This is a genomic window from Nocardia alni, from assembly GCF_019038435.1.
GTDB classification, from domain to species: domain Bacteria; phylum Actinomycetota; class Actinomycetes; order Mycobacteriales; family Mycobacteriaceae; genus Nocardia; species Nocardia alni.
This window is the reverse complement of record NZ_JAGPOX010000037.1, coordinates 17,455-38,081: the sequence shown is the minus strand read 5'-3', so window position 1 is coordinate 38,081 and position 20,627 is coordinate 17,455. Positions and strand designations below refer to the sequence as shown.

At 67.8% G+C, this 20,627-nt stretch carries 20 protein-coding genes; 10 read left to right on the top strand and 10 right to left on the bottom strand.

Annotated elements, in window-relative coordinates:
* Positions 1-71: 71 nt before the first annotated feature.
* Positions 72-290 carry a DUF5808 domain-containing protein gene (locus JZ791_RS16450; RefSeq protein WP_254205803.1) on the bottom strand — a complete coding sequence of 73 codons (219 nt, stop codon included), beginning with the start codon at positions 288-290 and terminating at the stop codon, positions 72-74.
* A 251-nt stretch (positions 291-541) separates the two neighbouring features.
* Here JZ791_RS16450 and JZ791_RS16445 point away from each other — a divergent pair, with 251 nt between their 5' ends.
* Complete coding sequence (locus tag JZ791_RS16445; protein WP_308162948.1) at positions 542-1,702, top strand: acyl-CoA dehydrogenase family protein; 1,161 nt, start codon at positions 542-544, stop codon at positions 1,700-1,702.
* Between the two features lie 91 nt (positions 1,703-1,793).
* Here JZ791_RS16445 and JZ791_RS16440 read toward each other — a convergent pair whose 3' ends face one another.
* The 3 genes from JZ791_RS16440 to JZ791_RS16430 all read right to left on the bottom strand — a co-directional run bounded on the left by JZ791_RS16440 (position 1,794) and on the right by JZ791_RS16430 (position 4,814).
* Complete coding sequence (locus tag JZ791_RS16440; protein ID WP_216895763.1) at positions 1,794-2,384, bottom strand: HdeD family acid-resistance protein; 591 nt, start codon at positions 2,382-2,384, stop codon at positions 1,794-1,796.
* A gap of 197 nt (positions 2,385-2,581) precedes the next feature.
* Positions 2,582-3,643, bottom strand: a complete 1,062-nt coding sequence (locus JZ791_RS16435) for an AraC family transcriptional regulator (RefSeq protein ID WP_216895761.1) — start codon at positions 3,641-3,643, stop codon at positions 2,582-2,584.
* A gap of 121 nt (positions 3,644-3,764) precedes the next feature.
* Entirely contained in the window at positions 3,765-4,814 is a 1,050-nt protein-coding gene (locus JZ791_RS16430) for an AraC family transcriptional regulator (protein ID WP_216895759.1), read from the bottom strand.
* A 279-nt stretch (positions 4,815-5,093) separates the two neighbouring features.
* Here JZ791_RS16430 and JZ791_RS16425 point away from each other — a divergent pair, with 279 nt between their 5' ends.
* The 6 genes from JZ791_RS16425 to JZ791_RS16400 all read left to right on the top strand — a co-directional run bounded on the left by JZ791_RS16425 (position 5,094) and on the right by JZ791_RS16400 (position 12,117).
* The gene (locus JZ791_RS16425; RefSeq protein ID WP_216895757.1) at positions 5,094-6,389 is read left to right on the top strand and encodes an aldehyde dehydrogenase family protein; all 1,296 of its coding nucleotides are present in this window, start codon (positions 5,094-5,096) and stop codon (positions 6,387-6,389) included.
* 123 nt (positions 6,390-6,512) lie between these two features.
* Positions 6,513-6,866 carry a hypothetical protein gene (locus JZ791_RS16420; protein WP_216895755.1) on the top strand — a complete coding sequence of 118 codons (354 nt, stop codon included), beginning with the start codon at positions 6,513-6,515 and terminating at the stop codon, positions 6,864-6,866.
* A 138-nt stretch (positions 6,867-7,004) separates the two neighbouring features.
* Positions 7,005-7,865, top strand: a complete 861-nt coding sequence (locus tag JZ791_RS16415; RefSeq protein ID WP_216895753.1) for an LLM class F420-dependent oxidoreductase — start codon at positions 7,005-7,007, stop codon at positions 7,863-7,865.
* Positions 7,866-7,952: 87 nt separating this feature from the next.
* Positions 7,953-9,203: a permease gene (locus JZ791_RS16410; RefSeq protein WP_216895751.1), complete on the top strand. Its 1,251-nt coding sequence runs from the start codon at positions 7,953-7,955 to the stop codon at positions 9,201-9,203.
* A 47-nt stretch (positions 9,204-9,250) separates the two neighbouring features.
* Positions 9,251-10,426 carry a serine hydrolase domain-containing protein gene (locus tag JZ791_RS16405; RefSeq protein ID WP_216895749.1) on the top strand — a complete coding sequence of 392 codons (1,176 nt, stop codon included), beginning with the start codon at positions 9,251-9,253 and terminating at the stop codon, positions 10,424-10,426.
* 59 nt (positions 10,427-10,485) lie between these two features.
* The gene (locus tag JZ791_RS16400) at positions 10,486-12,117 is read left to right on the top strand and encodes a carboxylesterase/lipase family protein (protein ID WP_216895747.1); all 1,632 of its coding nucleotides are present in this window, start codon (positions 10,486-10,488) and stop codon (positions 12,115-12,117) included.
* A gap of 4 nt (positions 12,118-12,121) precedes the next feature.
* Here JZ791_RS16400 and JZ791_RS16395 read toward each other — a convergent pair whose 3' ends face one another.
* Positions 12,122-12,865, bottom strand: a complete 744-nt coding sequence (locus JZ791_RS16395; RefSeq protein WP_254205802.1) for a TIGR04282 family arsenosugar biosynthesis glycosyltransferase — start codon at positions 12,863-12,865, stop codon at positions 12,122-12,124.
* The gene (locus JZ791_RS16390; protein WP_216895745.1) at positions 12,862-13,527 is read right to left on the bottom strand and encodes a glycosyltransferase family 2 protein; all 666 of its coding nucleotides are present in this window, start codon (positions 13,525-13,527) and stop codon (positions 12,862-12,864) included. Before JZ791_RS16390 ends, JZ791_RS16395 begins: the two co-directional genes overlap by 4 nt.
* A 421-nt stretch (positions 13,528-13,948) precedes the next feature.
* Here JZ791_RS16390 and JZ791_RS45040 point away from each other — a divergent pair, with 421 nt between their 5' ends.
* From JZ791_RS45040 to JZ791_RS16375, 3 genes are read left to right on the top strand one after another with little or no spacing between them, the layout of a single operon-like run.
* Entirely contained in the window at positions 13,949-15,604 is a 1,656-nt protein-coding gene (locus JZ791_RS45040; protein WP_308162947.1) for a hypothetical protein, read from the top strand.
* A gap of 4 nt (positions 15,605-15,608) precedes the next feature.
* Positions 15,609-16,310 carry a response regulator transcription factor gene (locus JZ791_RS16380; RefSeq protein ID WP_216895743.1) on the top strand — a complete coding sequence of 234 codons (702 nt, stop codon included), beginning with the start codon at positions 15,609-15,611 and terminating at the stop codon, positions 16,308-16,310.
* The gene (locus JZ791_RS16375) at positions 16,300-17,322 is read left to right on the top strand and encodes a sensor histidine kinase (protein WP_216895741.1); all 1,023 of its coding nucleotides are present in this window, start codon (positions 16,300-16,302) and stop codon (positions 17,320-17,322) included. Before JZ791_RS16380 ends, JZ791_RS16375 begins: the two co-directional genes overlap by 11 nt.
* Here the strand turns inward: JZ791_RS16375 and JZ791_RS16370 are convergent, their stop codons facing one another.
* The 4 genes from JZ791_RS16370 to JZ791_RS16355 all read right to left on the bottom strand — a co-directional run bounded on the left by JZ791_RS16370 (position 17,323) and on the right by JZ791_RS16355 (position 20,604).
* A complete protein-coding gene (locus JZ791_RS16370; RefSeq protein ID WP_216895739.1) occupies positions 17,323-18,087 on the bottom strand; it encodes a hypothetical protein in 765 nt (254 codons plus the stop codon). It abuts the gene before it with no gap.
* A 220-nt stretch (positions 18,088-18,307) separates the two neighbouring features.
* Positions 18,308-18,745 (bottom strand): MarR family winged helix-turn-helix transcriptional regulator, encoded by a 438-nt coding sequence (locus JZ791_RS16365; RefSeq protein ID WP_216895737.1) that lies wholly within the window; start codon positions 18,743-18,745, stop codon positions 18,308-18,310.
* A 69-nt stretch (positions 18,746-18,814) separates the two neighbouring features.
* Positions 18,815-19,876 (bottom strand): NAD-dependent epimerase/dehydratase family protein, encoded by a 1,062-nt coding sequence (locus JZ791_RS16360; RefSeq protein WP_216895817.1) that lies wholly within the window; start codon positions 19,874-19,876, stop codon positions 18,815-18,817.
* A 314-nt stretch (positions 19,877-20,190) separates the two neighbouring features.
* A complete protein-coding gene (locus JZ791_RS16355; protein WP_216895735.1) occupies positions 20,191-20,604 on the bottom strand; it encodes a PaaI family thioesterase in 414 nt (137 codons plus the stop codon).
* Positions 20,605-20,627: the final 23 nt, after the last annotated feature.

Here is a 20,627-nt window from a genome sequence, read left to right as displayed (position 1 = left end):
TTTGGTTTCCATGTCCACCTAACCGAAATCGGCGGATCGATATTCCGGCGAGTCGGATCTCTGGGGTGGCGTCAGGGGCGGCGCCAGTGCAACAGCCGGTAGAAGTTCAGGTCGTAGCCCCAGCCGAAGGATTTCGGGGTGAACAGACGCGGATCGTCGGGATTCCACATGCGGGACAGTGCGCGCGCCCCGGTTGGGCGCCGCCAGTCGTAGGGGACGCCCAGGAAGGCCCCCTGCTGTTCGGGGACGTTGTCGTTCGGGCTTTTGTCGTCGGAGCGTGCCATCGCCATCCCTCGACTGTCGGATCCGTGGTTACCGGTGCACGGCTAGCTCCAAGTATGCCAGCGCGGCGTGATCGATCCGTGTACGCATGCCTGAATCGCACGGTCGTCTCGGTATGCCCCGTGTCGTCGGCGCGGGCCGCTGGTAGCTGGGATCCGCACCCGGCCCGAGGTGCACGATTGTCGATACATATCGGCTATATCGCCCATGCGTGTCGGGTACGGTTGAAGTCGCGATACCTGAAGGAAATGGGGCAGCCGTGCAGGGTCTCGTTGTCGATACCGCCGAACAGCGAATGTTGCGTGAGTCGGTCGCGCAGATCGCGACGAAATACGGAGCGGAATACTTCCTGGAGCGCACGCGCACCGGCGGGAAACTCGATGAGCTGTGGGCCGATCTGGGCGCCGCCGGCATGCTGGGCGTCCATCTGCCCGCCGTGTACGGTGGCGGCGGCGCGGGCTTGACCGAATTGGAAATTGTCGTGGAAGAGCTTGCTGCCCACGGTATTCCACTGCTGCTCACAGTGATCTCCCCGGCCATCTGCGGGTCCATCATCGCCGCGCACGGTTCGGTGGAGCTGGCCCGCATGTGGCTGCCCGGCCTGGCCGACGGCACCTTGAAGATGGCGTTCGCACTCACCGAACCCGACGCCGGGTCCAACAGTCACGTGCTGCGCACCTTCGCCCGCGCCGAGGGCGATGGCTGGATCGTCTCGGGCGGAAAATGTTTCATCTCCGCCGCCGACGAGGCAGATGCGCTGCTGGTCGTCGCACGCGCGATCGACGTGCCGGACGAGCGGCGAAATCCGCTGTCGTTATTCGTCGTTCCGGCCGAGGCGAAGGGTGTGACGCTGCAGCCGATGACGACGGCGGTGGTCTCGCCGGACCATCAGTTCACGGTATTCCTGGACGAGGTCCACCTGGCGCAGAGCGCGCTGATCGGCATGCACGGCAGGGGATTACCGCAGGTGTTCGCGGGGCTGAATCCGGAACGCATTCTGGCCGCGGCGATCAGCGTCGGCATCGGCGTCTACGCCATCGCCAAGGCCGTCGACTATGCCAAGCAGCGCCGCGTGTGGTCGGTGCCCATCGGTGCGCATCAAGGAATTTCGCATCCGCTGGCCGAATCCCACATCGCGGTGGAATTGGCCCGGCTGGCCACCCGCTCGGCCGCGCAGCTCTACGACTCCGGGCACGACGCCGCCGCAGCGGCCAATATGGCGAAATTCGCCGCGGCCGAGGCCGGTTTGCAGGCGCTGGACCAGTCCATCCAGGTGCACGGCGGCAACGGCCTGACCGCCGAGTACGGCCTGGCCGAGATGTGGTTCACCGCCCGGCTGATGCGCTCCGCGCCGGTGAGCCGGGAGATGGTGCTCAACTACATCGGCGAGCACGTACTGGACCTGCCGACGTCGTACTGACGCCCCACCCCGCAACGCGGGCACACCACCGCGATGTCGGGAACCGTTGCCGGAGCCCGAGATTCGCGGTGGTATGCGAGATGTCGCCGGACTACAGTTCGCCGAGTGTGTGCTTGGCCGCGCTGCGCACCCGGAAGGCGTGCACGATCTCCACGACGCCGACGAACAACAGCCACCATCCGGCCAGCAGGGTCAGCGCCGCGATCGAGTGGATCGGCCACACGACCAGGACCACTCCGGACAGCAGCAACAGGACGCCGAACAGGATCGTCCAGCCCTTGCCGGACTGCCCCGGCGCGGCTTCCACGCCGCCGATCAGCACCGCCATCCCGCGGAACAGCCAGCTCACCGCGATCCACAGCGCGAGCAGGACCAGCGATGAACCGATGTTCCGGAAGCAGAACACCGCCAGAATGAACGACAGGATGCCGCTGACGATGGACAACACCCGCCATCCGGTGCCCACCTGGGGCCCCATCGCCGCCACCAGCTGCAAGATCCCGGAAAACAGCAGGTAGAAGCCGAACAGAATGCCCGCGACGACCAGGGTCGGCCCCGGCCACGCCAGGATCATGATGCCGATGACCACCGACGCGATGCCGATGATCAACAACGACTGCCACGCACCGCGGGCCAGCTGATGCAGCGGCCCTTCGGAAACTCCTTCTTTGCTGGATACCATAATGGAAGGATAATGGCAGCTAAACAATATAGCGGCATATTTGCCCTGTTAGGGCAGATGGCTACGTGCGGGCACATCGCAGAGCGGCCGAGATGAGTCATCGCCGACTCGGAGCACGGCATCCGCCCGCTTAGCCTGGCCCGAAGTCTGTCGGCGTGGCCGGAACTCGGTGGTTCGGGCGGAACGAAGCGCCGAGGCTACAACTTCGCCGAGACGCGGCCGCGGTTCTCCCGGGCGAAACTTCCCGGCGACTGTCCCTTCCAACCACGGAAGGCGGTGGTGAAGGCCGAGACGCTGGAATAGCCCAGCCGCTCGGCCACCTGCTCGACCGTCAGGCCGGTGATCAGCAACTCCTCGGCGAGCAGCCCCAGGGTCTCGGCGGACAGCTCACGGAAGGTGACGCCCTCGCCGGCCAGCCGTCGCCGCAGGGTGCGCACACCGATGCCCAGGTCCGAGGCGATATGGGACTGATCGGCCAGGCCGCCGCGGCGCAGCAGCATCGTGCGGACCTGCGCGCTGATCCCGGTGCGGCCGCGCCGGCGCTGCATGATCTCCTCGCACTGCTGCCGGTAGTACTCGGCCATGGTCGGATTCGCCTGTGGCATTTCCATATCGAGCGTGCCCGCGCGCCACACCGTGACCGTCCGCTCCGCGCCGAACACGAGACTGTCCACATCGAGCATGGCCCCGTACATCTCGTAGACCGGGTGCGCGGCGGCGGCTATCTCCACCCGCAGGACCGGGACCCGGGTGATCGACATGTCCTGCTGGATGGTCGCCGCGGCCGCGAAATCGCGCTCCATCGCGAACCGGCGCAGGTCGGCGGGCACCTCGCGATCGTCGCGCACCCGCCACAGCTCGTCGCCGTGATGTTCGAACGAGTGCCGGGCGATGGCGAAGGACTGGTCCACATAGCGCATGCCGACCTCGGTGGCCTCGTACAGGGTTCTGCTGCTCATCATCGCGAATCCGAACGCACCGAAATTCGGTGCGTGACAGAGCAATCCGGACATCAACCCCATACCGGGCTCATTGCGGACCCCGGTCACGACGTTGCGCAGCACCGTGATCTCCTGGGCGAGGGTGATCTCGGTGTTCGGCTCTCTGAGCTGCTCTTCCCGAATCCTGCTGCCCCGCAGCACTGTTGACACGGGCAAGCCGCGCGCCACCGCGAAATCGACCAGTAGTGAGGCGCTCGCGATGGATCGCACCCGGGTGGGCTCGTTCCCGGCCGCGGCATGGATCCCCACATCCTCCATCCAGAAATCGTCTCAGAGGTTGCTGAGTCTCGCTGGCGAACGGGGCGGTTCGGGCGAATCGGCAGCAAGCGGGCGGTGCGATGTCGAGGTGTCGGCGATGATCATGATTGCTGACAGATTGCTAAACTCGAATCGCCGCGCGTCCCCGATTCGTTCGCGCGAAAGTACCCGGAGACTGCCCCTTCCACGCGCGGAAGGCGGTGGTGAAGGCCGAGACGCTGGAGTAGCCGAGTCGATCGGCGACGTGTTCGACGGTGAGCCCGGTGATCAGCATCTCCTCGGCGAGCAGGCCGACGGTCTCGTTGCTGACCTCGCGAAATGTGGTGCCCTCACCCGCGAGACGGCGACGCAGGGTGCGCACGCTGACATCGAGGTCGGCGGCGATGCGCGACTGGTCGGCGACACCGCCGTGCCGGATCAGCAGCTCCCGTACCCGGGCGGACAGGCCCGTGCGGGTGCGGCGGCGCTGGATCAGTTCCGCGCACTGTTTCTCGTAGAAGTGCGCGGTCACCGAATTGGCCTGCGGAAGGGGCAGTTCCAGGCTGCTCGCATGTCCGACCAGGACGGTCTGCTCCATGCCGTAGGTGATGTTGTCCACGCCCAGCAGCGTCGCGAACATCTCGTAGATCGGATGGGCCTCGGCGGTGAGATCGGCCCGGATGATGGGAATTCGCGTGCCCAGCAGATCCTGCTGGATGGTCGAGATGGCCGCGATATCGCGCTCGAGCACGAAGCGGTGGATGTCGGCCGGTACGGCGTGGTCGTCGCGGATGAACCGGAACTCCGGGCCGTGGTTTTCGATCCGATGTTCGGCGAAGCTGACTCCCAGATCGGCGTACTGGATCGTGATCTCCGCGGCCCGGCGCACCGATGGGCTGCTCATCACCGCGAAGCCCAGGACGCCGAAGTTCGGTGCGTGACACATCAATCCCGCCATAAGCCCCATTCCGGGCTCGTCGTCGACCGCCGCGACGACCTTGCGGATCAGCGCGATCTCCTGGGCGAGCGTGATTTCAGCGGTCGGATCGGCCAATTTGTCCGGGCGGATACCGGTTTCGGCCAGCAGCGACGGCGCGGACAGACCGCGACTTGCCGCGAACTCCATCAGCAGTGCCGCACCGCTGACGGAACGCACGCGGGTGGAATCCTCCGACATCCTCGCATCGCTCACCTGGAAATCCTCGCAGAATCGGCGTCTGTTCGCGGCGAAATGCGGTGCGCCCGTACATTTTACTGCGCGGTAAGTTTGCTGGGGGCGTCCCATATTCGCCGGTTCCTGGCCCAACATGCACTGGTTGAACCCTTCGTGATAGCCATACGGTTTCTCGTATGCCGCATCGCGATCGGTCATCGTCCCCTTCGGCCCGGTCATTCCTCCAACAGACCGGTGAGCCATACGTTCGCGGTGCGGCTCCTCTTCCGTCCCCGCCACGTCCGGAGTGAATCCCGAATGCTGTCGACCCCCTCGAATTCCCGAGACTCCTGGATCACCGTGACCGCGCCCGCCGACGGTCGCGCTCTGGGTGTATTACCGACGCACTCACCCGAACGGGTGCAGGCGGTCGTCGCCGGACTGCGCGAGGCGCAGGAGGCATGGCGCGCCCTGGGCGTGGTGGGACGGGCCAACTGGCTCACCAGATTCCGGGACTGGCTGTTGAGCAACGCCGATGCCATCGTCGAGGTGCTGGCCCTGGAGACAGGTAAGTCGTCCGCCGCCGCGTACCGCGAGTTCCGCGTCGGCATCGATGCCCTGGACTACCACCGCACCCGCGCCGCCGACTTCCTGGGCCCGCGCCGCGCGCGCATCGGCGGCGCGGCGAACACCGCGCTGCAACTGGCCATCGCGCACCGCCCGTGCGCGGTCGTCGGGATCATCTCCACCTGGACATTCCCGATGGCCGCTCCGCTGCTCGAGCTGATCCCGGCGCTGCTGGCCGGATCGGCGGTGGTGGTCAAGCCGTCGTCGGTGACGCCGCTGACGATGCGCACACTGGTCGCCGGATGGGCCGGTCTGGGCGCGCCGCAGGTGCTGGACTCCGTCGTCGGGCACGATGCCGGGCCCGCGGTGGTCGATTCGGTGGACCTCGTCCACTTCGCCGGTTCGCCGGAGACCGGCAAGGTGGTCGCGCTGCGCGCGGCGGCCCGGCTGATTCCGTGCCGCCTCGAACTGGGTGGTAAATCCTCGGCCATCGTGCTGGCCGGCGTCGACATGGCCCGGGCGGCGGCGGGGATCGCCCTGGGCGGCCTGGCCGGCTCGGGGCAGAGCTGCGGCAGCATCGAACGGGTGTTCGTGGAGTCGGCGGTCTACGATTCGTTCATCGATCGCCTGGTCGAGGAGGTCGTCGCCTTCGGCGCCCAGGACCCCGACGACAGCACGGTCGAGGTGATGGCCTCGGCGGCGCATGTACAGCGGGTGCAGGAGCAGGTCACCGACGCGGTCTCGCGGGGCGCCGAGGCGCGGGTGGGCGGATCCGGTTCGGGGCATACCTTCGAGCCGACGGTGCTGGCCGACGCCGATCCGGCGATGACCGTGCTCACCCAGCAGATCCTCGGCCCGGTGCTTGCCGTGGTGCGTGTCGCGGATGTCGAACAGGCGGTTGCCCTGGCCAACGACCCGTACTCGCCGTGCGTGAGCGTCTGGACCACCGACGGGTCGGCCGCGGGCTGTGTGTCCGCCCGGCTCACCTCCGCGCGAATCGCGATCAACGACGTCGCGGTACACCTCAATCCCCCCATGCATGTGTAAATGGTTCGACAGCTGTAATTCGTTCGATAGCAAGGAAATTCGCACACAGTAGAAGAGAGCGATGAATACTCGTCACGAATATGCGCCCGAGTCGACACATTCGGTCATCATGGGGGTGAAATGATGGGCAGCTGGCAGATTTTCGCCGCGGCCATGGTGATGGCCGGCACGATGGCGGGGGTGTTGCTGGGCCTGCGCCCGCAGCGGATACCGCACGGCCGCAGCGTCGCCGACATCCGGGCACGCCTGGTCGCGGAGACCTCCCCGCTCGAGCTTCCCGCACCGCTGGTGCTGCTGTCGGGGCACGGCGAGCCCGACCACGCCTACGACTCGACCGAGGCGCATCGCGTGATGCAGGACCATCTGGACTGCGCTGTCACCCGGTGCCCACGCAAGGCCGCGGCCTATCAGGTGCTGGTCGACGCGGGGAAGCTCAAGCCGCGTCGCGCGCTGATGTCTCCGTCGTCGCACGGGTGATTTCGCCGGTTTCTTCTGATAGCGAAATTGACGTTTATGCGTGGATCGGCTCGGCCGCATGTGTGTTCGACGGCACTAGGGTGAGTGACCGAGGGGATGTATCAGTCCTCCGGGCCCGCCTAGTGCGAAGGAACAGCCATGGATCTGAGTCTGCACTATTGGAACTTCTCGACCCCGTCGGATCCGGCGCGGATCGCCAGTACGCTCGCCCGCACCGCACAGGTCGCCGAGCAGGCCGGATTCGCCGAGTTCACCGTGATGGACCACTACTTCCAGATGGAGGCGCGTGGTAGCGCCGACGAGCCGATGCTCGAGGCGTACACCACCCTGGGGTATCTCGCGGCGCTGACCGAGCGCATGCGCTTGGCGGTCCTGGTGACCGGCGTGATGTACCGGTATCCCGGCCTGCTCGCCAAGATCGTCTCCACGTTGGACGTGCTGTCCGAGGGGCGGGCGCAGCTCGGCATCGGCGCCTCCTGGTACGAGCGTGAACAGCTCGCGCTGGGCGTGCCACTGGTGCCGATGGGCGAGCGGTTCGAGCGGCTCGAGGAGACCGTCCAGATCTGCCTGCAGATGTGGAGCGACAACAACGGACCGTACAAGGGCAAGCACTACCAGCTGGCGGAGACGCTGTGCGTCCCCCAGCCGCTGACCAGCCCGCGCCCGCCGATCCTGATCGGTGGTGGGGGTGAGAAGAAGACATTGCTGCAGGTCGCCCGGTACGCCGATGCCTGCAACGTGTTCGCCTTCACCGTCGAGGATGTCGCGCACAAGCTCGAGGTGCTTCGCGGGCACTGCGAGGCGGAGGGCCGTGATTACGACGCGATCCGCAAAACGGCCACCTATTTCGGCTCGATCGCCGATGCCGACGTCTTCCTCGCCGACGCGGAACGCTATGCGGCCCTGGGGATCACCCAGTTCGACATCATGCCCGAGGGCGACCCGATCGCCTACACCGAACAGGCGGGGCAGCTGATCCCGCGCCTCTCCGCCATCTGAGGCAGGCATTCCGGGACGACGAGAAACAACCGTCCCGGAATGGTCGCTCCCGTCCATATACCCCCAAGGGGTATAGTCTCGCTCCAGATGGCGGCACGCCGGGACGTGCCGTACGAATCGGAGCGAGGTGGGCTGATGCACGCGATCGGACATGCGCTGGCGCTGACCGGGTCGATGACCTGGGAGATTCTGTGGGCGCTCATTCTCGGGTTCGCGCTCTCGGCGGTGGTGCAGGCGGTGGTGCGCAAGTCGACCGTCGTGCGACTGCTCGGTGATGATCGGCCGCGCACGCTGGCGTTGGCCTCGGCGCTCGGGGCCGCCTCGTCGTCGTGCTCGTACGCCGCGGTCGCGCTGGCCCGCTCGCTGTTTCGCAAGGGCGCGAATTTCACCGCGGCGATGGCCTTCGAGATCGGGTCGACCAATCTGGTCGTCGAACTCGGCATCATCCTGGCGCTGTTGCTGGGCTGGCAGTTCACCGCTGCCGAATTCATCGGCGGTCCGATCATGATCGTCTTCGTCGCGGTGCTGTTCCGGCTGTTCGTGCGGTCGCGGCTGGTCGCGGCCGCTCGCGAGCAGGCCGAGCGCGGGCTGGCCGGATCCATGGAAGGTCATGCGGCCATGGATATGTCGGTCGCGGGGGACGGGTCGTTCCTGCGCCGGCTGCTGTCCGCCCGAGGGCTGACCGCTGTGTCGAACGTGTTCGTGATGGAGTGGGCGGCGATCCTGCGCGATCTGATCATCGGGCTGCTGATCGCCGGGGCGATCGGCGCGTGGGTTCCGGATGCGTTCTGGCAGAGCCTGTTTCTTTCCGGTCATCCGGTGCTGTCGGCGGTCTGGGGGCCGCTGATCGGGCCGCTGGTGGCGATCGCGTCGTTCGTCTGCTCGATCGGCAATGTGCCGCTGGCCGTGGTGCTCTGGAACGGCGGCATCAGCTTCGGCGGCGTGACCGCCTTCATCTTCGCCGACCTGCTGATCCTGCCGATCCTGAACATCTACCGCCGGTACTACGGCACCCGCATGATGCTCACCGTGCTGGGCGTGTTCTACGCGGCCATGGTCGGGGCGGGCTACTTGGTCGAAATGCTTTTCGGCGCAACCGGACTCACGCCGCATCGGCACGCGGCGGCAGTGATGGCCGAGGGAATCCGCTGGAACTACACCACCTGGCTGAACATCGTATTCCTGTTGCTGGCGGCGCTTCTGGTGTTCCGTTTCGTGCGTACCGGGGGAATTCCCATGTTGCGCATGATGGGCGGGTCACCGGACGCCGAGCACGAGGGCCACGAACACATGGATCACGATCACCCCGGGCACGGTCACGCGGCGCACGACCATTGATATCGCTGTCGGGAATACCCCGCAAGCTGCGGACGTAGGCTATGGGCATGACGATCAGCGGAACGGTCGAGCCGGGATTCGAGCTGGTAAAGGCGGCGTTCGAACGCAACTTCGCCGAGCACGGGGACATCGGCGCGGCCGTCGCCGTGTACCGCGACGGCCGCCCGGTGGTGGACCTGTGGGGCGGTAGCGCGGATCCGGCCGCCGGCCGTCCGTGGGAGCGGGACACCATGACGCTGGTGTATTCGGCCACCAAGGGTGTGCTGGCCACCGCCGCACACCTGCTGGTCGAACGTGGGCAGCTCGATCTGGACGCCCCGGTCACGCGCTACTGGCCGGAATTCGCGGCCGCGGGCAAAGGGGAGATCCCGGTCCGCTGGCTGCTGAGCCATCAGGCCGGGCTGGCCGCCCTGGACAAACCCGTCCCGCTCGATGCCGCGCTGAGCTGGGACCCGATGGTCGAGGCGTTGGCGGCGCAGCGACCGGAGTGGCAGCCGGGCACCGCGCACGGATATCACGGCCGGACGTTCGGATGGCTTGTGGGCGAGGTGATCCGGCGTATCTCCGGTCGCACGCCGGGCCGCTTCGTCGCCGACGAAATCGCGGGTCCGCTTGGTGTGGAGTTCTTCATCGGGCTCCCCGAGGCCGAGCGCGGCCGGGTCGCGCGCCTGAATTACGCCCCGAAACTCGATCCGAGTGCGGTGTCGATCGAGGATGTGCCCGAGGAACTCCGGACGATCGCCGCCGCCATGCAGGACCCCGAATCCCTGATGAATCGCGCGTTCCAGGTCACCGACCCCGCCGATCCGGACTTCAACTCGCTCGCGGTGCAGTCCGCGGAAATCCCCTCCAGCAACGGCATCGGCACCGCGCGCGGCCTGGCTCGCCTCTACGCGGCCCTGATCGGCGAGGTGGACGGCATCCGCCTATTGTCCCCTTCCACTCTCGCCGACGCGGTTCGGGAGCAGGCCGTCGGCATCGATCGTGTGGTGATGATGCCCAGTCGTATCGCCAGTGGCTACATGCTCTCCTCCGGGGGGCTCGAACTGGGTGGTCCCGGCAGCTTCGGGCACCCCGGACGCGGTGGCTCCCTGGCCTTCGCCGATCCGGCCCGCGCGCTGTCCTTCGCCTATGTTCCCAACTACATCATCGAGGGCGCCCTCGACCCGCGCGGGTCCGGCCTCGTCGCCGCGCTGAACCAGGCCCTGGATCAGGCCGGATAACTCGCCCAACTCATCCCAGGAGTTGGCCGCGCTCGTCGTGGACGTGTGAAAGTGTCACGTTGGCGGTTGTCGGCTGGTGGTTCGAAGGGATGGGCGTGATCGGGACGGCACTCACTCGGCGTCGGTTGTTCGAGTTCGCGATGGGGTCGGCCGCGCTGGCCGCCGCGGGATGCTCCGGCGATCCGGCGCCCACACACGTCGCGCAGCGCGAGGTGCGCACCACCGCGGGGCTGGTGCGAGGCCAGATCGAGAACGGGATCGCGGTCTTCCGGGGAATTCCGTATGCGAAGGCCCCCGTCGGTCTGTTGCGGTTTCAGGCTCCCGAGCCCTATCCACAGTGGAAGGGGGTGCGTGACGCATTCCAATTCGGACCACAACCACCGCAGAACCAGCCCGCCGGAGAGGTTCTCGAACCCATGGGGCCGGGTGACGAATGGCTCACCGTCAACGTCTGGTCGCCGAACACTCGCGGGCACGGGCTGCCGGTGATGGTGTGGATCTACGGCGGCGCGTATATCCACGGCTCGTCGAGCATGCCCATCTACAACGGCGCGAACCTGGCGTCCCAGGGCGCTGTCGTGGTCACCCTCAACTACCGGGTGGGTGTGGAGGGGTTCGTCCAGATCGACGGCGCCCCGGCGAATCGCGGTGTGCTGGACCAGATATCGGCGCTGACGTGGGTCCGCGACAATATCGCGGCCTTCGGCGGTGATCCGGGGCAGGTGACGGTTTTCGGCGAATCGGCGGGCGCGGGTTCGGTCGTCATGCTCTTGGCCGCGCCGTCCGCGTCCGGACTGTTCCATCGGGCTGCCGCCGAGAGCGTGCCCGGAGTGTTCCAGACGCCCGAGTTGGCCGCCGACGTGTCACTGCTGATCGCCGGTGCGCTCGGGAAGCTGCCGACGGTGGACGCGTTGGGCGGCGTTGCACCGCAGGCCCTGGTCGACGTGGAATTCGGGCTGGTGCGCACACTGGCCACCTACCAGCGCCGCTGGGGTTTGGCGCAGGTCGTGTCCACCACACCGGTCCTGCCGGTCATCGATGGCATCGTGCTGCCCGAGACACCGTGGCAGGCACTGTCGCGCGGGGTGAGCAAGGACATCCCGCTGCTCGTCGGGACCAACCGGGACGAATACGCGTTGATGATGCCGACCGTCGGCGGCGTCCGCAAGATCACCCCGGCCCAGGCCCAGGAGGCTCTGCATACCCTGCCGCCGATTCCCGATGGCCCAGAGGCATACCGGGCGGCGTACCCGCGCATGAGCGACGGGATGCTGTACCAGACCGTGTGCTCGGACTACCTGTTCCGGATGCCGAGCCTGCATACCGCGCAGGCGCACGTCGCCGGGGGAGGAACCGCGTATCTGTACGAATTCCGCTACGACGCCACGCCGGTCGGCGCCGCCCACAGTGTCGAGCTGCCGCTGATATTCGGTACGGCCGGCACCTCGGGCGCCCGGTTCTACGGCTCGCCCCCGTCGGCCGGCGCGCTACGCCTGGGCAAGCAGATGCAGGCCGACTGGCTGTCCTTCGCCGCGACCGGTGATGCAGGTTGGCCCGCCTACGCCGCCTACTCCCAATCCACGCGTCTGTACGACGGCAGGTCGGTGAGCGTCGGACCGTTCCCGGAGCAGGCCTCGGAGCGTATCTGGGCCTCGGCGTCGTTCGACCCGCTGCCCCTACCGCGAGTCTGACGGGCTACACGGGCACCGGCGAGCCGAGCGGCAGTGCGTGCGCGCGTTGTAGTCGCTCTACCGTCTGAGGGAAGCGGCCGCGATACTCCTGCGCGACGGTGAGCGCATCGGTGACAGTGTCCACATCGGTCAGGATCGGCAGACGGCGCACGCGGCATCCGCAGCGGCACAGTGCTTCCCGGGTCAGCTCGCCGGTTCGGTCGGTCGACATCGGGACCTCGGCGAGGGTGCGGGCCGGGCGCGGGTCGGTCAGGCCGAGGGCCCACCAGCCGCCGTCGGCGGCCGGGCCCAGGACGGCGTCGCCGCATTCCAGCAGTAGTGATGCGGACACCGCGAGCAGGGCCGGACCGGCCTGCGGGGTGTCCATGCCGATCTGCAGAACCGGCAGGCCCAGGCGGAAGGCGTCGGCGTGCGCGTTGGCCAGCCGCTGTCCGAAGGTGTCACCGCGCTGCGGGACGATATCGAATTCCTCCAGGGCCGAGGCCAATTCGTCGGATCGCTCCGCCCGTGACAGGTCTCCCGTCCACGCCACCATCCGCCGGCGCACACCGCTGTTGCGCGCGGCGCTCAGGGTGTCCAGCAGCGACGCGGCGGCCAGCTGCGCGGCCTCGTGCGGCGAGAACGGTGGTGTCAGACGGGTTTTGGCGAATCCGGCGATCGGCGCCTTCGCGATGATCAACAGCGTCGCCGCGATACCGGGCGATTCGGCGGCATCGGCCATCGGGATGCCGGACGTGGTGGCGCTCATCGCACACTCCAGAAGTCGTGGACGGCACGCAGGGTTCCACGCACCGATCCCGAAACCTTGGACACTCCATGGGTTCTGGGCCGGTAGCTGATATCCCGCTCGACGATCCGCCATCCGGCCGCCGCCGCGCGGATCAGCAGCGCGAGGGGGTATCCGGAGCGCGGATGCAGCGGACCCAGCGCGAGCAGGCGCTCCCGCCGCGCGATGCGCATGGCGGCGATATCGTGCACCGGCAGCCCGTGTCGTCGTCGCAGCAGCACGGCGATCAGCAGATTGCCCAGGCGGGCGTGCCATGGCCAGGCGCCCGCCTGCACGGGCCTGCGCCGGCCCACCACCATATCGACATCGTCATCGAAATCGCCGAGTAGATAAGGCAATTCGGCGGCATTCATGGAACCGTCACCGTCGAGCACGGCGACCAGCGCGGTATCGGCCGCCCGCACCCCGGCGTGCACGGCCGAGCCGTAGCCGGGGACCGGCTCGATCACCACGGTGGCTCCGGCAGAGCGAGCCACGGACGCGGTGTCATCGGTGGAGGCGTTGTCCACCACGATCACCTGATACCCGGATGGGACGGCCGCGAGTACGCCAGGCAGCGCTCCGGCCTCGTTGTGGCACGGGATGACCACGGTCACGTCACGTGCGGTAAGTATGTCGGTCACAGCTCCGGCACCTCGTAGGCCCACATAGTCTGGTGATCCCGTACAGATTCACCGTTAGCCCTGCGTGCGTGTAGCCCGGATCCGCACTGTGTGGACACCACGATGAATCGCTCGGGTAACTCGGAATGCCGATGGGCGAATCCCGCGACCGGGCCGTCATCGCGGCGTACCTGTGGTCCGGATTCGCTGCGTTCGACGGCATACCGGGTGGGTCGCCGCCGCAAGCGCGCGGAGACGAGAGAGCCGCCGCGACATCGGCCGCCGGTATCGGTTGGTGTGCCCATTCGCTCTGTCACATCTGTGACCGTAGGCCCCTGACCACCGATTTCGGCTCAAGGAACCGGTGACGAAAGTATGACGGGCATGGTTCGGACGGGCGGATTCGCCGGTGCGTCGCCGGGGGCGGCTTAGGGTGAATGCTGTGCAGCAGACTCTCGTCCCGACCCGGCGCGCCGACGGCGTTCGCGCCGATCTGATGTGTGCGGCCGGTGCGGCGGTGCTGGTCGCCGCGGCCTTCTCGGTGCCGTTCATCATGGGGCGGGCGTGGTCGGAGCATCTGATCGCCGCCGCCGCGCCGATCTTCGGAATCTGGGAGCCGCATATCGGCTGGGGTACCGGACCGGCCATCGTGATCGCCGTGCTGGTCGTGCTCACCGGACCGGAGCTCGCCCGGAGGTTGCCGTGGCGTCCGATGCTGCTGTCGGCCTGGGCAGCATCGGTGGCATGGACATTCTCGCTGGCGATGATCGACGGCTGGCAGGAGGGTTTCGCCGGGCGGCGGCTGGCCCGGCACGAGGAGTACCTCTGGGAGGCCGGGCGGGTCACCGATATCGGTGGGATGCTGCACGGATTCTCAGGCAGAATCCTGGATTTCCAGCCGGATTCGTGGGCCACGCACGTGTCCGGGCATCCCGCGGGAGCGCTGCTGACGTTCGTCGCGCTGGACCGGATCGGCCTGGGCGGCGGGGCGTGGGCGGCCTGGGTGGTGGTGCTGGCCGGGTGCAGCTCGGCCGTGGCGGTGCCGATTGCGCTGAATGCGCTCGGCTCACCCGAACGGGCTCGCAAAGCTGTCCCTTTCCTGATCCTCGCGCCCGCGGCGGTGTGGATCGGGGTATCGGCCGACGCGCTGTTCGCCGGAGTGACGGTGTGGGCGGTGGCGCTGGCATCAGGGCTGCTGTTCGGGTATGGGCTGTACCTGAACTACGGACTGACGCTCATGGTGATTCCGGCGGGCGCGGTGCTGCTCGTGCGGGGTCTACGGGGCGTGGTCCCCGCTGTGGCCGCGCTGATCGGGGTGGCGCTGGTGGTCGCCGCGTTCACCGCATCCGGATTCTGGTGGTTGGACGGCTATCACCTTGTGGTGCAACGGTATTACCAAGGGATCGCCTCGGAGCGGCCGTATTCGTATTGGGTGTGGGGGAATTTGGCCGCGACCGTGTGCGCAGTAGGGTTGGCCTGCGCCGCTGCTCTGCATCGGGTGGTGCGTGGGGTCGTTGCTCCCGTTCTCGGCGCGTCGAATCCCCGTTGTTCCGATGATTCGGACTCTCGTCATCCCGGTCGTGCAGATCTCCGTCGGTCCGATGGTGCGGACACTCGTCAGGTCGGTGAGGTGGGGGGTTCCCGTCATTCCGGTGGTGCGGGCTCTCGTAATTCCGGCATGCTTTTGGCCGGAATCTACAATGAGCGAGCTGGTTTCGGTGGATCCCGGCCACATGCACGCCGGGATGACGGTGTGGATACTCGCGATGACGGTATGGGCGCTCGGGATGACGTGGGGGGCAGTCGGGAGTTCGGCATAGACGCGCGCGGCGGCGCGGTGAGCTGGTCACTGTGGCTGGATCGTTGGCGCAGTGGCGTCGATCCGGCGGCCTTGCTTGCCGCGGCCGGACTGATCGCGATCCTGGCCGCCGACCTGAGCGGTCTGAGCAAGGCCGAGACCGAACGGATCTGGCTGCCGTTCGATATGTGGCTGCTGGCCGGCGCCGCATTGCTGCCGACCCGGAACGTCCGGGTGTGGCTGGCGGTGCAGGCGCTGGCTGCACTGTCGATCAACCATCTGCTGAAGACGAACTGGTGATGTGATGCGCGTTCTGGTGGCCGACGACGATACGGTGGTCCGCGAGGTGGTGCGCCGCTACCTCGAACGTGACGGGTTCACGGTGGTGGAGACCGCGGACGGCCCCACCACCGCGCAGGTGCTGGAGCGCAACGAGATCGATCTGGCGGTGCTGGACGTGATGATGCCGTCCCCGGACGGCATCGAGCTGTGCCGCGCGGTACGGGCCGGTGCGCATCCGGACACCCCGATCATCCTGTTGACCGCGCTCGGCGAGGAGGAAGACAGGGTGCTGGGATTACAGTCCGGGGCCGACGACTACATCGTGAAGCCTTTCAGCCCAAGGGAATTGGCGCTGCGCGTCGCCTCGGTGCTGCGCCGCGCCCAGCGGGGCCCGGCCCAGGTCGCCGCCCAGCCGCTGCGCAGCGGCGCCATCGAATTGCGGCCCGACGCGCAGGCCGTGCTGGTGGACGGGCGCCGGGTGGAGCTGACCGCACGCGAATTCGACCTGCTGGCCTTTCTGCTCGCCCATCCGCAACAGGTGTTCGGGCGGCCCGAGCTGCTCGAGCGGGTATGGGGGTGGACCTTCGGCGATCAGTCCACCGTCACCGTGCACATCAAACGGTTGCGTGCGAAACTCGGTGCGGCGCATCGTATCGAGACCGTCTGGGGCCGCGGCTACGCGTGGGGTCGCCCGGGTTCGCAGGAGGTGGACGATGCCGACTGACATACTCGCACTGATCGGCTACGCGCTGGCCGGATCGGTGCCGGTGACGGCGCTGGGTGCGCTGGGCATGCGCCTGAGCCACAATCGCAGCCTCACCACCAGCATGGTGCTGCTGGTGCTGATCCCGACGCTGGCCACCCTCTCCGGAATGATCGCCGTATCGGGGATGATGTTCACCGACGCGTTGCGGCGCATCGGCGTGGTGCTGGCCGTCGTCACGGTCGTCGCGGTGCCCGCCGCGATCGCGCTGGGCCGGGCGCAGGCGCGAAAAACGGTGTGGGAACGGCAGATGCGCGAACAGGAGCGTGCCGCCGAACGCTCCCGCCGCGAGCTCGTGGCGTGGGTCAGCCATGATCTGCGCACCCCGCTCGCCGGCATCCGGGCCATGGGCGAGGCGCTGGTCGACGGCGTGATCGATCGGCCCGACAGCATCGAGCGCTACGCGAACCAGATTGTGCGCGAGACGAACCGGTTGTCGGCGATGGTGGACGACCTGTTCGAGATGTCGAAGATCAACTCGGGCGCCCTGCGGCTGCAGCTGGAACCGATAGATCTGCGCGAGCTGATCGATGAGGTGGCCGCGGCCAATCAGCCGACCGCCGCGCGCGCCCAGGTGAGCCTGGTCGCCCGCCAGCCCGATTCGGAAATCCTGATCTCCGCAAGCGACCGTGCGCTGACCCGGGTGCTGACCAACCTGGTGGCCAACGCGATCGAGCACACCCCACCGGGCGGCCGTATCGACATCGCCGCCGGTACCTACGACGGCCACGCGTGGGCCCACGTCACCGACACCGGCCCCGGTATCGCGACCGACGATCTGCCGCGCATCTTCGAGGTCGCCTACCGCGGCAGCGCGGCGCGTTCCCCGGTGACCGATACGGGCAGCAACAGCGGCATGGGCCTGGCCATCGCGGCGGGCCTGATCCAGGCCCATCGCGGCGAGATCAGCGCGCACAACCAGGATGTGGGCTGCCGCTTCGAGGTCCGCCTGCCGCTGCTGTCGACACAGTAATCAGGCGTCGCCCTCGGCGTGCAGGGTGTTGTACATCTGCGCGGCGCTGGCGATACCGACCGGCGCGCCGACCGCGGCCCCGCCGACGAGCGCGCCGAGGCCGCCAAGGGTGGCGGCGCCGAGCACGCAGCCTCCGATGATGCCGGCCGGGGTGCCGACGACCGTGACCGCGGTCAGCGTTCCGCCGGTCACCATTCCGATCGGGCAGCCCACGACCAGGCCCGCGACACCGCCGACCATGCTGCCGACCCCGGTCGCCAGGCCGAAGTTGGTGGCGGCGGTGCCGAGTGCGGATTCGAAGTCCTTCTGCGGATCCTTCGGTGCGGGCGGCGCCGGATTGTCCACCGGCTGAGCCGCCGGTGTGATCGCCGCGGACTGGGCCGGCGCGCCCACCGACGCACTGCTCGCGGCCGCCTGTGCGGTGGTTGCGGTGGGTACTGCCGGATTACCAGCGGGTGGCTGCACCGTGGTGGCGGCTCTCGGCTGCGTCGGGAACTGCTGTCCGAACAGCGTCCGGCCCTGTGCGTTCGTGACCTGGACCTGCCCGCGCTCAGTCGTCACGGTCCCGATCGGACTGGAGAGCACCGTAGAGCTGTCCGTCGTGTTGCCGGTGTACTGCACACCGGGTGCGATCTGCGCGGTCAGCGTGTGCGGATCGGCGGGTTTTTGCACGGCAGGGGCAGCATTCGCCGTGCCCGCACCAAGTGCCAGTGCCCCGGTTGTGGCCAGTGCCGCGAGCGACACCGTATACGTCATCTTTTTCATCGAATCCCTCGTTGCCATTCGTGAGCCGCGCCATCGATCCGTGGCGCGTGCGGCGCCCGTTGCGAGGGCTGTATCAGCGCTTTCGTCACGCTGCGGCAGTGACCCGCAATACCTGTACACATCACAACGGTAGCATATAAGCAGTCTAGGCTGTTCATTTATCTGCACAGGTTACCTGTATATATGGTTACAGTTCACCGAGCGTACGGAAGGGACGGATTCAGCTGTCGGCGAGACGTTCCATGATCTGCGCCGCCTTGGCCAGCGTGCGACGCTCGGCGGCCGAGAGTTCACGGTCGATCGCGCTCGTCAGCCAGGTCTCACGCATCGCGGGAATGCTCTGGATCAGGGCGCGGCCCTGGTCCGTGGCGGCGATGGGCGACTTGCGCCCGTCGGCCGGGTCCGACTCCCTGGTGACCAGTCCGTGCCGGAGCAGGGCGGTGACTGTCTCGGCCATCGACTGGGGTCGAACATGCTCGGCCGCCGCTAGCGCGCTGGTGGTGGTCGGCCCCTCTTTGAGAATGCGGCTGAGCGTGGTCAGCTGCGCCCAGGACCAAGGCATATCGGCGCGCTCGGACTCCGTGCGCAGCCGCGCCCGCAGGCGAGCCATCGCGTTCGCCAGCTGTGCGGCGGTGTCGCGAGGGCCGGGCGCGGTCATAGGGCCGATGTTAGTGGACCCGGCGGCTCCATATTGCCAGGCGTCCTGCATAAATAGCGCGGCTCCTCATTACCGCCATTCCGGCGCCCCGGTGCCACAGGCGGTGCGCAGCGGGGCGGTGGCGAATTCGGTGAGGCCCGCGGCGGGGGCGACGGCGGCGTTGAAATCCAGGACGGCACGGGCTCTTTCGGGACTCGCGACGATGTGGCGGACGTCCCCGGGCCGGTACTCGCCCGTGACGACCGGCGCCTTGCCGCCGTGTGCCGCGGCGAGCAACTCGGCGACTTCGCCGATGCCGATGGGGATACCGGAGGCGATGTTGAGCGGAACGAAACCGGTCAGTGGCCGGTGGATCGCGGCCAGATTGGCCGCGGCGATATCGCGGACGTGGACGAAATCCCGCATCTGCGTCCCGTCCTCGAACACGCGCGGCGACTCACCCGCCTCCAGCGCCGACCGGAAGATCGCCGCGACTCCCGAATAAGGTGTGTCCCTGGGCATATCGTCGCCGTACACATTGTGATAGCGCAGCGCGGTGACAGTGCCCCCGGTGGCCGCGGTCCAAGCGCCGGCGTAATGCTCCTGCGCCACCTTGCTCGCCGCGTACAGGCTGCGCGGGCGCAGCGGGCTGTCCTCATTGATCGCGACCCAGTCCAGCGCGTCCCCGGTGTGCGGGTCGACATGGTCGAACACGCCCCGATCCAGGTCCTCGCGGCGACGCGGCGCGGGCAGCGCCGGCGCGAAATCGGCTGTGCGGTATTGCCCTTCGCCATATACCACCATGGACGAGGCCAGCACCAGCCGCCGCACCCCGGCCTCGGCCATGGCCGCCAGCAGCACCGCGGTGCCCAGATCGTTGTGGCTGGCGTAGGCGGGCGCGTCGGCCGCGCTGACTCCCGCGCCCACCACCGCCGCCTGATGGCATACCACCTCGACCCCGCGCAGCAGTTCCGCCACCGCCTCGGGATCGCGCACGTCCACCCGGCGCACGCCATCGGGAGCCTCGGCGCCGGGACCGTGTGCGGCGCTCAGCATCAGGTCCGCGGCCACCACCTCGTCGCCCGCCGCGTCCAGCGCCCGCCGAACATGTGATCCGATGAATCCGGCCGCGCCGGTCAGCAGTACCCGCATCGCGTCAGATCGCATTCGATCGAGTGAGAGTCATACCTGCGATCCTCGCCTCCGAGACGTCCTCACACGAGGCGAATCGCCGTCCGTAAGAGTTTCGTCATCGGTGGTGTTCGCTTTCGGCCGGCCGCGGCAGGGGTGACACCGTATCGGCACACCGAGATGTTCGGCGGTCGTCGCTACGGAACAGGCGCCGCGGAGGGCGTAGGTCGCGTCATGGATCCGAGTTCGGGCGGATCGGACGTCGGGACACTGGCGAGACGGAACAGGGAGGCGCGATGGCTGCGTCTGGGCCGAGGAACTCGGGCGCTCCGGGACTACAGGACAGCCTGGGTCTGCGTGACCTTGGCGACGAGTTTGCCTGCCTCGTCCCGGATTTCGGTCTCCACGACGATGAAGCTGCGACCGGCGTGCAGCGGCCGCGCGGTCGCCAGGGCGTATCCGGAGCGCACCGCGCGCAGGAAGTTCGTCTTCGATTCGACGGTCGTCGTCCCCTGTCTGCCCTCGGGCAGATTCAGGAACGCGCATACCGCGCCGGTGGAATCGGCCAGCGCCATCAGCACGCCGCCGTGCAGCACGCCGCCCAGCGTGCACAGGCTCTCGTGCCAGGCCAACCGGCTGCGCACCACCTCGGGGCCGTGCTCGAGCACCTCGACGCCGAGCTTCTCGCTGAACGGCATGGTGGTATGGAACAGCCGGGTTCCCGCTTCGTCGATCACCGTATCGGTCATGGACCGAGCTTGCCGCACACCGT

Coding starts and splice junctions, on each gene's coding strand:
- JZ791_RS16420 (WP_216895755.1), top strand. CDS start 6,513: ATGGGCAGCTGGCAGATTTTCGCCGCGGCCATGGTGATGGCCGGCACG.
- JZ791_RS16440 (WP_216895763.1), bottom strand. CDS start 2,384: ATGGTATCCAGCAAAGAAGGAGTTTCCGAAGGGCCGCTGCATCAGCTG.
- JZ791_RS16450 (WP_254205803.1), bottom strand. CDS start 290: ATGGCGATGGCACGCTCCGACGACAAAAGCCCGAACGACAACGTCCCC.
- JZ791_RS16375 (WP_216895741.1), top strand. CDS start 16,300: ATGCCGACTGACATACTCGCACTGATCGGCTACGCGCTGGCCGGATCG.
- JZ791_RS16405 (WP_216895749.1), top strand. CDS start 9,251: ATGACGATCAGCGGAACGGTCGAGCCGGGATTCGAGCTGGTAAAGGCG.
- JZ791_RS16410 (WP_216895751.1), top strand. CDS start 7,953: ATGGCGGCACGCCGGGACGTGCCGTACGAATCGGAGCGAGGTGGGCTG.
- JZ791_RS16370 (WP_216895739.1), bottom strand. CDS start 18,087: ATGAAAAAGATGACGTATACGGTGTCGCTCGCGGCACTGGCCACAACC.
- JZ791_RS16425 (WP_216895757.1), top strand. CDS start 5,094: ATGCTGTCGACCCCCTCGAATTCCCGAGACTCCTGGATCACCGTGACC.
- JZ791_RS16355 (WP_216895735.1), bottom strand. CDS start 20,604: ATGACCGATACGGTGATCGACGAAGCGGGAACCCGGCTGTTCCATACC.
- JZ791_RS16415 (WP_216895753.1), top strand. CDS start 7,005: ATGGATCTGAGTCTGCACTATTGGAACTTCTCGACCCCGTCGGATCCG.
- JZ791_RS16435 (WP_216895761.1), bottom strand. CDS start 3,643: ATGGAGGATGTGGGGATCCATGCCGCGGCCGGGAACGAGCCCACCCGG.
- JZ791_RS16365 (WP_216895737.1), bottom strand. CDS start 18,745: ATGACCGCGCCCGGCCCTCGCGACACCGCCGCACAGCTGGCGAACGCG.
- JZ791_RS16395 (WP_254205802.1), bottom strand. CDS start 12,865: ATGAGCGCCACCACGTCCGGCATCCCGATGGCCGATGCCGCCGAATCG.
- JZ791_RS16380 (WP_216895743.1), top strand. CDS start 15,609: ATGCGCGTTCTGGTGGCCGACGACGATACGGTGGTCCGCGAGGTGGTG.
- JZ791_RS16360 (WP_216895817.1), bottom strand. CDS start 19,876: ATGCGGGTACTGCTGACCGGCGCGGCCGGATTCATCGGATCACATGTT.